This is a genomic window from Bacillus sp. FSL K6-1560, assembly GCF_038592935.1.
GTDB lineage: Bacteria > Bacillota > Bacilli > Bacillales > Bacillaceae > Bacillus > Bacillus subtilis.
The window spans coordinates 1,944,747-1,958,611 of the sequence record NZ_CP151946.1; the positions used below are offsets into that span (position 1 = coordinate 1,944,747).

Annotated in this window: 16 protein-coding genes; 6 read left to right on the top strand and 10 right to left on the bottom strand. The window is 35.6% G+C overall.

The window, feature by feature from the left end; translation table 11 throughout:
- Positions 1 to 46: 46 nt before the first annotated feature.
- The 4 genes from NYE22_RS10655 to NYE22_RS10670 all read left to right on the top strand — a co-directional run bounded on the left by NYE22_RS10655 (position 47) and on the right by NYE22_RS10670 (position 2,639).
- Entirely contained in the window at positions 47 to 625 is a 579-nt protein-coding gene (locus tag NYE22_RS10655) for an SMI1/KNR4 family protein (protein WP_326243148.1), read from the top strand.
- A 35-nt stretch (positions 626 to 660) separates the two neighbouring features.
- The gene (locus tag NYE22_RS10660; RefSeq protein ID WP_326243147.1) at positions 661 to 1,194 is read left to right on the top strand and encodes a GNAT family protein; all 534 of its coding nucleotides are present in this window, start codon (positions 661 to 663) and stop codon (positions 1,192 to 1,194) included.
- A gap of 615 nt (positions 1,195 to 1,809) precedes the next feature.
- On the top strand, positions 1,810 to 2,277 hold the full coding sequence (locus NYE22_RS10665) for a YolA family protein (protein WP_103032196.1): 468 nt from the start codon (positions 1,810 to 1,812) through the stop codon (positions 2,275 to 2,277).
- Between the two features lie 5 nt (positions 2,278 to 2,282).
- Entirely contained in the window at positions 2,283 to 2,639 is a 357-nt protein-coding gene (locus tag NYE22_RS10670; protein ID WP_072566416.1) for a hypothetical protein, read from the top strand.
- Between the two features lie 42 nt (positions 2,640 to 2,681).
- On the opposite strand, the gene NYE22_RS10675 is transcribed toward NYE22_RS10670, so the two are convergent.
- On the bottom strand, positions 2,682 to 3,017 hold the full coding sequence (locus NYE22_RS10675) for a hypothetical protein (RefSeq protein WP_019712875.1): 336 nt from the start codon (positions 3,015 to 3,017) through the stop codon (positions 2,682 to 2,684).
- Positions 3,018 to 3,190: 173 nt separating this feature from the next.
- Here NYE22_RS10675 and NYE22_RS10680 point away from each other — a divergent pair, with 173 nt between their 5' ends.
- Positions 3,191 to 3,523: a YolD-like family protein gene (locus NYE22_RS10680; RefSeq protein ID WP_069322722.1), complete on the top strand. Its 333-nt coding sequence runs from the start codon at positions 3,191 to 3,193 to the stop codon at positions 3,521 to 3,523.
- On the top strand, positions 3,516 to 4,766 hold the full coding sequence (locus tag NYE22_RS10685; protein WP_342412538.1) for a UV damage repair protein UvrX: 1,251 nt from the start codon (positions 3,516 to 3,518) through the stop codon (positions 4,764 to 4,766). Before NYE22_RS10680 ends, NYE22_RS10685 begins: the two co-directional genes overlap by 8 nt.
- A 54-nt stretch (positions 4,767 to 4,820) precedes the next feature.
- Here NYE22_RS10685 and phrK read toward each other — a convergent pair whose 3' ends face one another.
- The 9 genes from phrK to NYE22_RS10730 form a co-directional block, all read right to left on the bottom strand.
- A complete protein-coding gene (phrK, locus tag NYE22_RS10690; protein WP_004399440.1) occupies positions 4,821 to 4,943 on the bottom strand; it encodes a phosphatase RapK inhibitor PhrK in 123 nt (40 codons plus the stop codon).
- Positions 4,940 to 6,055 (bottom strand): response regulator aspartate phosphatase RapK, encoded by a 1,116-nt coding sequence (gene rapK / locus NYE22_RS10695; protein ID WP_124048206.1) that lies wholly within the window; start codon positions 6,053 to 6,055, stop codon positions 4,940 to 4,942. The genes phrK and rapK overlap by 4 nt, the downstream gene beginning before the upstream one ends.
- A gap of 155 nt (positions 6,056 to 6,210) precedes the next feature.
- Complete coding sequence (locus tag NYE22_RS10700; protein WP_042976275.1) at positions 6,211 to 6,462, bottom strand: phage holin; 252 nt, start codon at positions 6,460 to 6,462, stop codon at positions 6,211 to 6,213.
- A gap of 21 nt (positions 6,463 to 6,483) precedes the next feature.
- A complete protein-coding gene (locus NYE22_RS10705; RefSeq protein WP_017696898.1) occupies positions 6,484 to 6,876 on the bottom strand; it encodes a hypothetical protein in 393 nt (130 codons plus the stop codon).
- A 115-nt stretch (positions 6,877 to 6,991) separates the two neighbouring features.
- Positions 6,992 to 8,047: an N-acetylmuramoyl-L-alanine amidase family protein gene (locus tag NYE22_RS10710; protein WP_342412542.1), complete on the bottom strand. Its 1,056-nt coding sequence runs from the start codon at positions 8,045 to 8,047 to the stop codon at positions 6,992 to 6,994.
- A gap of 171 nt (positions 8,048 to 8,218) precedes the next feature.
- Entirely contained in the window at positions 8,219 to 8,551 is a 333-nt protein-coding gene (locus tag NYE22_RS10715; protein WP_071581347.1) for a hypothetical protein, read from the bottom strand.
- Between the two features lie 13 nt (positions 8,552 to 8,564).
- A complete protein-coding gene (locus tag NYE22_RS10720; protein WP_134982292.1) occupies positions 8,565 to 10,343 on the bottom strand; it encodes a right-handed parallel beta-helix repeat-containing protein in 1,779 nt (592 codons plus the stop codon).
- A 43-nt stretch (positions 10,344 to 10,386) separates the two neighbouring features.
- The gene (locus NYE22_RS10725; RefSeq protein WP_316275184.1) at positions 10,387 to 11,208 is read right to left on the bottom strand and encodes a hypothetical protein; all 822 of its coding nucleotides are present in this window, start codon (positions 11,206 to 11,208) and stop codon (positions 10,387 to 10,389) included.
- Between the two features lie 14 nt (positions 11,209 to 11,222).
- On the bottom strand, positions 11,223 to 13,865 hold the full coding sequence (locus NYE22_RS10730; protein WP_342412548.1) for a phage tail protein: 2,643 nt from the start codon (positions 13,863 to 13,865) through the stop codon (positions 11,223 to 11,225).

The following is a 13,865-nucleotide window of genomic DNA, read 5'->3' on the forward strand; positions in this document are numbered from 1 at the left end:
TTGCAATTGTTCATTGCTAAAGATGTGCAATGCGGAGGGGATTAATATGAGCTTCAATAATATCAAACAAAAGTTGAAAGAGTTTTCAATTGATGCAAAAACAGATCCTAGCATTAATACAAATGAACAACTCAAAGAGCTTGAATTGAACATAGGCAATCAATTACCTTCAGATTATAAGGACTTTTTGAAGAAATATGGAGGAGGTTATTTAGAAAGTAAAAAAACAACAGATGAGATTGAGTATGACGTTTGCTATAAACCTTTAGAGAAAGATCCTTGGATGGGCAAGGGCGATGATACACAATTGTTAGAAGGTTTTTATGGTTTAGCGAACGATCATAACAGTCTTCAGAAAGCAATCGATACATATTCTGATCGCTTTCCTAGAAATATTATTCCTATCGCAAGCTCTGCAGGCGGGAATGAAATATGCATGGATATCGATAATGGAAAAATATTGTTTTGGGATCATGAATTAAGTCATCCCGACAAAGACTTTTTCTTAATTGCCAATTCGTTTGAGGAGTTTGTCTTCAGTTTAGTTGATGAACCAATTGAAGCTGATAAAGAAGATGATGGAATTCTGTATATTGAATTAGATGATGACTTACTAAGCAGTTAAGAAAGCGTATGGAAATAACTGGAGGGAAAGTTAAAATGGCAGTTAGTTATTGGACAGGGGAGAATCTTACACTGCGAGCAATTCAACCTGAAGATATCGTTTTATTTGATTCGTTAGATGATGAAATTCTGCGAAATATGGACTCGCTACATTTTCCTCGTTCTGCTAATAACATGAGAGAATGGGTAGAAGAACAATTAGAAAAAGATGAATTCCGTTTTATTGCAGTTGATAGTGATAATAATATAGTAGGTATAATTGAAACCTTTGACTGTGATAGGAAAAATGGTACCTTCGGTTATTATTTGGCTGTATTCGAGCCATATAGGGGAAAAGGATTTGCCAAAGAAATGATCTTGATGGTTCTTCGCTTTTTCTTTTTGGAACTTGCTTATCAAAAAGTAAATACAACTGTTTATTCTTTTAATAATCCATCCATACGATTACATGAAAAATTAGGTTTCATGAAAGAGGGACAACTAAGAAAGATCATTTTCACTAAAGGTGCCTATTATGATGGTTTTTGCTTTGGAATGACAAGAGAAGAATTTGAACTGAATCATGGATAATATCACTTGTGCATCGATAAAGTACTGGATTCCAATAAAATAATGGTTTTATCCATAAAACAAAAGTTTTGCAAATCATTTCAATGGTTTCATTTAATGTGTTATAATCAAAACTGTAAGAGATATGATTGTCAGTAATCTAAAAAGTAAAAAATCAGGGTGCTGCACACACCCTGGTACACAAGTTCATCAAAGGACTTGCTCATTAACACAATTGGGAAGACAAGGCACCCTAGAACCGTGGGAAAGTTTGGGGTGCTACGTTCTTTTTTGACTGGTTATTAAAAAAATCATCATATTAGTTATCAATAAGACGGTATTCAATATTAAACCGCAAAAGTTGATCATAATCATTAATGATTGGTAAACAGTCAAACTTCTCACCTCTTCCGTCTTTTGACATATGGAAGGTGAGCAATGTCCCTTGGTTGGGAAACTTATGTACAGGTTTAATTATACAACAGATAAATGTCCTTGTCTTGACATATCCATAATAAGTTACCACTGTTAAAAGAACTTGCATAAAGCAGGTTCTTTTTTTATTTCAAATATTAAACAATTTCCTTCAATTGACGATATTTAACATGTAAACTTGTACCAAGGAGGATTTAGGAAATGAAGAAGAGAATTACATATGTACTGCTTGCTCTTCTAGCAGTTGTTGCTTTCGCTTTCACTGATTCATCAAAAGCAAAAGCGGCAGAAGCATTACCACTCTACTATCTACAAATTACAGGGATTACATCAGACGGAAACGATTTTGCTTGGGATAATATCACTTCTAGTCAAACCAAAGCGCCAAACGTTTTGAAGGGGAATAAATTATATGTGAAAGCTCGTTTTATGGGTTATACCAAGTTAACAGTTATCACAGGCAAAGACGGTAAGAATCTGTTGTATAACGGCACAGCTAAAATGTTTAAATCTGATGCTATCCTTGGTCAAAATAAGGTGGTAATAGGCTGGGATAAATATTTTGAGATTCCCATGGACGCACTTCAAGATAACTCTATACAGATTAAAGCATTGAGCTCAGGTACCACTTTTGTTTACAGTCAAAAAATTGATTTTGAAAGAGAGTGACCCAGGTGATTAGCACTTCTAATTATGATGTAACTAAAGATCCAAAATTCTTAGCTTTTTGTAGCTTGGCAACAGAAGGATATGGTCAGAATAATACTCAGCAATCTTCCATAGGTTTTAACGAGTTTTGCGAAAAACTTGAGAAAAATGAGATTGTTAAACCCGAGAATAAAAAAAGTACGCTTGATTTGAATAAGTCTTTAGAAGACTGGAAATTGAGATTTACTGCAGGCGGAAACCTTTCTACAATGGATTCGCAGGTATTAGATGTTATCAAAAAAGCTTATAACTTAGGCATGGTTAATAAAGATAATATGCTATTACGAAATGAAGCAATTAATGCTTATAGAAATTCTATTTAAATAATGAAAACAATGCCCAGCTTAAATAAAGAGCTGGGCATTTTACTTATTGGGGTTATTTGCATTCAAATGCTCTCGATGTTCTTTCTCCAATTTATTAATATCATCTTTTAATATATAGATCTTATATTTTTCCTTTGCTTCTCTAGACAGATTATCTTTTAAATACTCACGGAGCTTTGCTTCACTTTTGGTTTGATCCATGCCAATTGTAATTGCCGGATCTGTTTGACCAATTTGCACACTGAATATACCAAATTCATCCCGAATATTATCAATTACTTCCAAAGGGGACTTTTTATTTGCTTCGATTAAAGTAATACCCGACATAATCAAAGCAGGAACTAAGACCAAAAATCCGATTAGCCTCTTCTTCATTAACCATTACACTCTCCTTCATGGAAAAGAATCCCTCCTTTATTAATACTACGCAAATCATCATTGACCTTTATATTTTATTACCAACATTTACATCGAACTTTTGTTCTGGTTTATCTTGAATAAAGAACGTTTGTTCTGTTAATATTAGATCAATAAAGGAGTGAGTCGATATGCTTAGGGATCGAGGAACAATCAAATGGACATCAATGATGCTTCCAGAACATTTAACACAACTTAAACAAGATTTGATTGATGTATCAAAAATTGAAAAACCATCCTTAGATGACCAACAAATTGAAGAGATGGATCTTCTCGTCTCTGAGGCACTTGAATTTAATAAAGAGTTGAAATTCAAACTCTTTAACAATGGATTCGTTGAAAATGTCAACGGCAGAGTCCATTACATTAATTTTGAACAACACAGGCTTCATGTAAAAGATCAGCATGACAAAACAGTATATATCAACATGAATAACATCATAGGAGTTACATACAATGATTGATTACTCACAATTTCCACGTAAGAATATACTTTGTGTCGATATGAAATCCTTCTATGCTTCTGTATCGGCTGTAACAATGGGACTTAATCCTTTAACATGCTACCTTGCAGTTGTAGGAAATACGGAGAGACAGGGAAGTGTAGTGTTAGCTGCATCTCCTGCACTTAAAAAAGATTTTGGAATCAAAACAGGATCGAGACTATTTGAGATACCTGAAGATCCAAGAATACACATTGTAAATCCACAAATGAAGCTTTTCATCAGAGTTTCAACTGAAATTACAAAGCTGTTTTACAGATTTGTTCCTGAGAAATGTGTCCACACGTATTCAATTGATGAATCTTTTTTAGATGCAGGAAAAGAAGATCCTGAAGAAATGGCCAAAGCAATCCAAAGCAGCATGTGGAGAGAATTTGGTTTGATGTGCACAGTTGGTATTGGAGACAATATGCTACTCAGTAAGCTTGCACTTGACCTGGAGAGTAAGAAAACAAAGAGTGGCATTGCACGTTGGAGATATGAAGATGTACCAAATAAACTCTGGAAGGTTCGCCCTTTGTCTAAAATGTGGGGGATAGGAGGGAGGATGGAAAGAAACCTAAATCGGATGGGAATATCAACTGTAGGTCAGTTAGCTAAATTTCCTTTAGAGCTGCTTGAAAAGAAGTTCGGAATAATGGGAAACCAGTTGTATTATCATGCTCATGGAATCGATTTATCAGAAATAGGAGCTCCTTTGATGCAAGGGCAGATTAGTTTTGGTAAGAGTCAGATTTTACTGAGGGATTATATAAGGAGAGAAGAGATTAAGGCTGTTCTTTTGGAAATTTGCGAGGAAGTCGCAAGAAGGGCACGTACACACAACAAAGCTGGTCGAACAATCAGCCTGGGTATTGGATACAGTAAGGATGATCTTGGTGGTGGATTTCACCGAGCCAAAACAATAGATCTTCCCACAAATATCACGATGGACATATATAGATGTTGCTTGAAGCTGTTTGATAAGTTTTACTCGGGTAAAACAGTAAGAAGTATCTCAGTTACGTTATCAAATATTGAGGATGAGGTTAATCAACAGTTGAGTTTATTTGAAGTGGATAATGAAAAGAGAAGGAAACTTGGGTTTGTAATGGATGGGATTAGAAGTAAATACGGATCGAAAGCGATTCTTAGAGCAGTTTCTTATACATCTGCTGGCACTGCGCTTCACAGAGCAGGGCTGACTGGTGGACATAAATCATAAAATAAAAGCCCACTCAAATGTTTGAGTAGGGCTAAATAAATTAATCAACCTTTTTTAACCTCCGACAGGCCTTTCAGCTACCTGGATGTTAGATGGTGAATCTGTACTCAATTGCGTTAAAGCTACTCCACTTAAAATTACAGCTAAAATAGATACGCAAAGCACAAGTTTTTTCATAAGATTCCCTCCACCTGATTCATTTTCTGTTCAGCCCAAATTTTCGCATTGAAAAAGCTGGTTGCTTCTTCAAAAGCACCTATTGATTCAAACCTTTTTGCAGCTATGTAAGACAATTCATCTACACTTTCAAGTTCATTTTGTTGTTTTAAAAACTCAATATTACTAATACAGTTATTGAAATTATTTTTTAATTCCCCACAATAAAGGTTGTATAAGATGCTAATTTTGGCTTCGTATACTTTATTCTCCATTAATATGAGTCTTTCCTGTGCTTTATTGTAAAAATTAATGGCTTTCATTTTTTCGTCAATTTTAAAGAGTTCTTTAATCATCATGAATAAAGAATTTATATAATAAATAGAATTTAACCAAGATTCATTTCCTATTGCTTTTTCAAGAGATTTAATGCATTTATCAGGTTTGTTCCAATCAGAATAAACGATACTGAGGTTGTGATATAATTGAGCTTTTAAAAATTCATCTTTTGTTTCTTTTGCAATATCAATTGCTTCTAAATAATATTTTTCTGCTTCCTCAAATCGTTTCATATCAGCATAGTTTGCAGCTGCAATCATTGTTGATGTAGCTAGTTTGCATTTATAATCAGGGTGTCGCTTATATATTGAAATTGCATTTTTTATATAGTGTTGTGCCACAATGCTTTGTTTAACAAGAGTATATAAGTAAGAGACTTTAGAGTAAAATTCAGCTGCTTCAATTTCATCTGGAATTTCTGCAAGCTTTTTCTCAGCTAATCCATATAAGTTGATTGCTCGATCATAGTTTTTGTTGTATGCCTCATACATTGCTTCAAATAAATAAAAGTTGTATTCTAATTTATCATTTGTTTTTTTAATGAAGTTTTGATTGTCTTCAGTAAAATAGGTGTGTTTTTGTAAAGGTTCTCCTCGTGAAGAATGCAGCAACATTTTATGTCTTTCTTCTAATAGACTATAATACGCAAGAACTTCTTGATCTTCTTCCATTTCATCAAAAAGTTTCTTTATCTCTGAATAATATTTTATTGATTCATCAACCTTTTGTTTTTTTATAGCAATGTACCAGTCATTCAGTGTAGTAGCGACAACTTCAGAAGCTATCTTACTCATTTAAACCCCTCTTTCTGAAAATTTCAAAAATCTCTCGAAAACAATCATAACATAGTCATTGAAAAAATTGTAAAAGGATGTAAAGTTTTCTGCAATTTTTTCATTACGACAAAACGAAAAAAATACCCTCCTCAATCAAGAGAAGGGTATGGGGTTTATCTCGGTGAATCGTAATCCATTGCTTGTTCACTATCAGAAATACCTTGAGTTGTAGGGTCAACAATGATCCCCATCGCTGTTAAAAAAGTTAGAAGTGCATTAAATTTCTCTGTCAAATTGTCGCCAAATACAGTTAAGTCGTATCCAAAAGCAGAGGCAATAGCTTGTACGAATAAAAGCGTTGCAGAGAAAATTGCGACAAGGAATGTTTTCTTTTTAAGTCTAACTTTCCAGTTGATTTTAGTCATTTAATCGTCTCCTGTTCATTTTTATTTAAGGCCAAAATGTATGAGCAACCATGCACCGATAATAGTGGCAATTACACTTGGCAGCACCTTGAATACAAGGTCTTTTGTAAATTGTGAGGGATCAATTTTGCGAGTAGAATCAGAGCGTTCCAATATTTCAACTCGATTGTCCAGTTTTTCATACGATTTGCTTAGATTTTTTAAACTGTTGCTCATTTCGTTAAGAGTACTGAACTGTTCTCTTGATTGTGCTTGAGAGTCTTTATTAATTTCGACTTGTTGCTCAACAAGCGTAGCTATACGACCGATAACATTTGTTCTTTCTTCAAGAGAATCAATCTTGTTATTAGTGTGTTTTGCTTTTTCTTCTAGTGCACTTAATCTTGAAATGGTGCTTTGCTCAAAGTTATCCATTTGTCACCAACCTTTAATGAATATAGAAAGGTGACATTACATCACCTCCTAAAATTTAGAGGATAGTCACTGATACATTAGATCAACAAATACCCTCCGAGATAATTGAATATAATTAGATTTTTGAACCGAACTGTCCTGAGATGTATCCACGTTTACCGTTATAAATAACTTCCCAGTAACCTTTGGAATTGTTTTTACCTTTAACTGAACCAGAAATTGAAATAGTGCTTCCAAGCTTAACTGTGCCAATATTTTTAGAACTATTTCGATCTGGTTTGTCCATTACGATTGCTGCGCTTGATACACCGACAATTTTGATTTTTCCCACGGATTTAATAGATGAGGAGCTTGAAGAAGTTGATGTTGTTTTTGGGGCAGAGGAAGAAGTTTTAATTGTTCCTGTAACATCAACATATTTGTCAGAAGCAGTGATGTAATATGTAGCACCTTTAGAGCTCTTAACTTTATATTGATACGCAGATCCGACTTTAACTTTCTCAACAACTGTAGGAAATCCAATGCCTTTATTTACTGTGCCGACAACATCTTTATCTTCCCAAGATGGTTTTGAATAGAAACGAAGACCGTCAACTTTTGATTTTAGTGAACCACTTACTGCTGATGAAGAGGAAGGGGAGGAGGTTGTTGGTTTAGTTGGAGTAGTTGATTTACCACCGAGAGCTTTTAATTCAGTAGCAATTGCAGTTTTAACTTCATCCCAACGACCTTCATCTAAAACACGGTGAGGGCAATATTTACCTGACCACTCTTGATGTTTCTTAACTCGCTCAACTCCCCAGCCACGTTCTTTGAGTAGTTGTGCAATAAACTTGATTGCAAGAGCTTCTGCTTTTCTGTAACGTTCCCCACCTGATTTAGAGTAACAAACTTCCACACCAATTGATTTGCGGTTTCCTGTACCGTGGTCTCCATCACCGCAGTGCCATGCATTCCGGTTTGTAGGAAGTCCTTGAACAACTTCTTTATCATCTACAGCGAAATGATATGATACTGTTGCGTTATTATTTCTCATATAGCTAATTTCATTATTTGCTGATGCATCATTGGCTGTATTATGGAATGTGATATATTCAGCTGTCATTGCATAAGGACATTTAATTGTATATTTACTTGATGGTACCAGCATTTGTCTCGCTTGAATTGTCATAAAAACATCTCTCCTAATAATTAAATTTGAGCACAAAAAAGAGAGAAGGGGACTAAACCCAATCTCTCTTTATCTCACGTATGCTCTTGTTATCTCTGTCTTTCAAGTATGTATTTTGAATAAAATCTATATTTTATCTAGAACATAACCACCTCCTTATCGAAATACTGGTTACATATTCATTTCAGACTTAGCATCAGTTACCTCTTGTTGACTAATATCTTCATTACTGTTTTGTGACGCACTCTTTCTAAGTTCCAATAGAGATTCAGTGAGAGTTTGTAGCTGTTTTTTAAGCGATTTAATTTCTTGATTAGCATCTGGTTTCTTGGGGAATTCAATTCGTTGTCCCTGATCATCTTCTAGCCAAACATTCTCAAAATTAACACCCTCAAGAAGTACAAGCCTTTTACTGTTCTCGTCAAATGCCGATACAGTTTGTTCGTCATCTGATAGGAAGGCAGAAGCAACTTTCATCTTTTCATTGCCCATTTTTAATATCAATTGATACACCCCCTTAATAAACGTCTTTAGCATCTGTTTTTGAATCAGATGAATTATCCACGATTCCACTGATAGCCCAATTGCCACGACAATCATTTCCGTATCGCATAACTTCTCTTACTGAACTTGTTATATAAATTCCTGCTCTAGCAAGGTTAGTAATTGTTGATATTGAACGGCACATATTACCTGTGACCATGATTCGCTTTGATCCGTTTGCTATTCTAATAGATTCATATGATCCATTTTCTCCATGTCCAGCTCCAGTTATTAAATTATTGCTTACAATAGAAAAATAAACATGAGACTGTTCAACTCCATAACGGCGGGGTCTGCGAATGATGTTACTACTTATCATGAGGTCTGAGCAGCTACCGAATGCAGCGATTCCGTCCTTACCAACAAAACTTATTTGATTTGCACCTGATACATTAATACCGACGCAATCATTAAGACGTATACCGTCACCAGATGTGTAGGAAATCATATTTGCAGAAACTACACCGCCCCTTACGGCATCTAGTCTAATTCCTGCTTCATTGGAACCTCCTACTGTGTTAATAATATTGCCGGTTACTACTATATTCCGAACAATGCCTTCATGGTTGTAAAAGCCACGGACATAAATTGCTTCATTTTTAGTTGTATTGTATATCCTATTGTTTTGAATAGTTATATCTCTAAATTCTTGAGATTTGGATAATTGTTCAAACTTATCATTCATTGTATGGCTAGGGTTTGATGGGTCAATAGCACTTACGGTGATCCCAAACTGACAATTTCTTAGGGTATTACCTGTAATATTGGCAACATTCCAATTGTATCCTCTGATAGCCCACCCAGTTGTGCCCTCAAACGTGTTTCGGGAAACAGTAATGTTCTCATGCCAGTATCCAATTGTTGATGAATGAGAGCCAACCCCCCGTGGCCATGCCTGAGTCCCAGGTGTACCTGAAGCTCCAAAATAGCATCCGGTTATATAGCCATCTTTACATACAGTGAAATCATATTTTCCAAATGCTCCAAAAACACCTGATCGCTGAGCTAGGTCAATCTGAATTGCTTCTGAGAAAAATCTAGTTCCATCAGGATCAATAAATCCTAAAAAAGTACAATCAATAGCTGCAAAAAGCTCACAAGCATTAAACTCAATTCCGTGGTAGCTACGAACATCTTTAATAATTGCATTTTTTACATAAATATTACGTCCATGACCAAAAGAGAAAGCATTAGTTCCTCTGTCAATATGTGTGCCACGACAATCCCAGACGCCGCCGTCAATAATAATGTTTCCATTTCCATCATAGCCTGTATATTCAACAGTGCCATCGCCATTAACTCCCATATATGAACCATAATAATTGAGTAAAGTTGCCCCATGCGCTTTTATCAATGTGTTTCCCCATAAGATAAGAGGGGCTCCGAGTTTAAATGTACATCCATTTGGTACATAAACATGAACACCGTCACCATTTTTGGCCAAGTCTAAAGCTTTTTGAAACATTGGTGCAGAATCTATCTTTCCGGTTGGATCAGCACCGAAGTCAATAACACTTACAGTCGGTTGATTGCTCAGTTTATTATAAAGTTCGTTATATTTTTCAGTTATTTCTTTTGTATTGTCCTCAATAGCTGTTTCCACAGTCTTTGTCACTTTAGTGATATCGCTATAGATATCATCAATGGTTTGTTTAATTTGTGGCGCAGTATAAGAAATTCCATCTGATTTTAGTATCTCAATCGACATAGGAACGTATTGACCTAGCTTATTGTCGTAACGTTTAAATCCCATTTATTTACCCTCCATATAAAAAGGAGACTCATCTGAGCCCCCTTTAGTCAATTTCATACCAAACTTCTCCTGATCCTGGAGCAACGTTTGACACTACAATTTTTTTGTTTTCTAACGCTAATTCTTCATCTTGATACCATACATAATTTGTGCTATAAGGTTCAGTAGTACTTAGCAATACTGTAAATCCTTCGTAGACTTCAGATGTACCTATGTCAATCCAGTCAAAGCCATCCCATCTGTAAACAGTTTTCGTTTCTTTAACTGCAACAGTCCAACCAATGAGAGGATTTGGATAAGTTGAGATAATGTCTGCATACGTGTAAACAGAAGGTTTATATATCTTCTTGGTATTTTCAACTACGTATTCATACTCCGAAGTAAGTTCCCGACACCACTTAGTTATTTCTACGCAGCGTTTTGTTACTCGTTCACATTCAGCAATTCTTTCGTTCATTCGAATTATTGCATCTTCTGCTTCATCAATAAGTCCTTGAAGAGTTTCGATTACCATATTCCCTTGACGCTTTATCCAAATTCGAGAGGCGGGGAAGAAGGAAGCACCTTCGCCACTGTAATTGAATGTTAGTGATTTTCCTTCGTTTGAAGCATTAAAAAAGACAACTCCCATAAGGTAATCAACCTTAAAATAGTTGTCGTCAAGTTCTCCATCTTCAATCTCTCGCCATTCCTTATTGTCCCCAGTAACTTCAACACGAAATTCTCTGTTCGGAATCTCAGTTAGGAGTGCTCTTCCATTAAATATTGTCAATGTTTCATTGTAAGTTAGGTACGGGTCTTCAACTGAACCTATTCTCTTTTTACTTAGTATCGGGTCATTGTATAATTCAGCAAAATCCGCCAGTTTAATCACCTCCGTTAATTTTGTTGATAAGCTTCCCAGATATATTTAACGTTTAATTTATTGCCCCTAAAATTGCTATCTGCTCCTGTAATAAACATGAAGTTGCCTAAAGCGCCGTAACCTGTATCTCCGCCTTTTAAGGATAATCCGGTTGAAGTTACCTGATAGGTATAACCGCCCAAAGTGCTTTCAATAACAAGTTGACTGTCCTCGGTTGAAATTGGAGTTATTTTTACCAAATCGGGAGTAAAGGTGAGTGGGATTGCTTTACTTGGAGTACCGTCACCTATATAAGAACCCTTTGCAAACTTTGGGGGAGTGAGGATATCTTCAACTAATACATAATCAGATGCTGCCCGTCCACCTAACATCTCTGCATTACCATCTATTGAACCACTAATTATCCCTGATTCATTTCGAACGGGGATTGAGTTTGGGGAAGTTGATGTAGAAGCAGGAAAACCATTCAAGGAGTCTGCTGATCCTGCAGATGAGACAATCCATTCCTCTCCGTTAAACAGTTCCTGTTTATTAGTCTTTGGGTCAATCCAAATTGTCCCTGTTTCTGGATCTTCTGGCTTAGCTTCCGTGGAGATTGTATAGAGACCGTTAACTTTTCCACTAAGGCTTCCTTTTACTTCAATTGAAGGAGAAGGGAGGTAGGGGTTTTCAGAAGGATGGCTTGATTTAACTATATCTGAAAGAAGAATCTGATTTATATCTATATCTGCATCTACTCTTCGATATGCTTGGACACCAATAGTGTAGTACATATTTGAAGGTAATCCGGTAAAAGTGGCTGTACGTCTGTCATATTTAACATTTTGTAAGTTCTCACTAGCTTGCACAGAGCCAAATGTGTACTCCTCATTGTCATCACTACCGTGTAAGTAAACCTCAAATCCATCAATGTTGTATTTGTCCTCATCGGAATTAACATAGTCCCACTGAATGGTAATATCAACTGAACCGTTATCATTTACCTTGTGGGTAATTGCAGTGCCATCAGAAGCAATGGCAGGAGGGGCTGGCGGTACAGAAATTCTGTCATTTCGAATATTGAAGTTTTCAGTTACTTTGTCCCATTCAATCTTTCTTTTGTTTAATTCAGTACTTATTTTGTTTGTTCTGTAAACGGTCTTAATGACTTTCTCAAAATCAGATTGAACTCTTTTTCCATTTGTAACTGTGACACTAATATTTGATTGTTCAAAATCAATTGTTATTGCTGAAAGAATGGCTTTAATATCGGTATTTAAATCACTCTGTTGAACTCGTACTATGTCTCCTAAACTGAACCTATCCCAGTTATGTTTTTCACTAATACAGTTAAAAAAGTTTACAATATCGAGTGTTACATTCACTGGCGGTGTATTACGACTTTCGAGTTCTTCGTTGGCATCATCATAAAGTTCATTCTCATCATAGATGCTGTCATTTGACCACTCAGTTGTCGAAGTGAAACGTGAGAGCAGTTTTTGCTGATTTTCACTAAAATTGTTCTCAAAAGAAAGCTTTTCTTTAAGCTTAGAAATTGAAGCAGATATTTGAGAAATTGTTGATTCAATCGTAGCAATTTGGTTTTTCTTTTCTGCAACTGCTTTCTGCTTTACGGCAAGTTGAGCTTTTAGTTGACTTGTGTCATCTCCAGCTTTCTTCGCAACTTCAATTCGATCTAATAACTTTTGGACTTCTAGATCAAGTGTGTAAAGCTCATTATTCAATTCGGTTAAACCAGTTTCAGCTTCGTTCTTTTGGGTGAGAAGTTTATTAAACGCATTTCCTTCGCTATTAACAAGATCATTATAATCAAGAATTGCATGACAAAGTTCATCTGGCATATATGCACTGTGGGAAATTACATTTCGTTGTTCGTCACGTTGAAAGGGGAAGAGAAAATAAGAAAAGTCATCAATGTAGGATTGTCCAGTTGGGTTCACTGAATTAATACCGATACCATCTTTTCCAGTAGCATATAGCCTTGTAATTAATTCGTCTGCATCATCCGAATCGTCCATGCTAATCATATATTTTCGAGGGTTAAGTTTAAGTCCTTTGTATTTGGAAATGTCAGATTCTTTATAGAAGCTTACAGTTTCTTTTACTGTATCAAAAACTGGAACTGCATCGAACTTCTCACAGATTGAATATAAAAAATCAAGCTTGTTAGTTGATGATACATCAAACTGTCTTCGTTTTATGTTAAAGAGAGTATCTATATATCCAACCGTCCAACTAGTATTTTTTAAACAGTCTGCAACTACTTCCTGGAGGTTTTTAGATGTCTCCTCATATTTAAGAACGCTTATTCTGCTCAATTCATGTTGAAGAGATCTGCACTCAACTTGTACAGTATCCATTTCACTGCTAAAAGACTTGATTCTTTTAGTGATAATAAACCAAATCGCAAGCCCATAGAACTCTGTTTTAATTAGGTACCAGGGTTTTAGTAAATCTACAACATGATTTCTTTTAATGACCCCATCATAGGTGGCATTAAGCGGAATAGAAAAGGAGAGTTCGTGAACGCTGCTTCCATGATTTAAAGTTACAGTTGGATTCAGAACTTCATCAATGTTGGCTATTTTAGTCTTATCTGGCTTAGCAAGGGATAAACGTATGTTTTTTATTTCTGTATCCTTGCGAATAGTTATCAA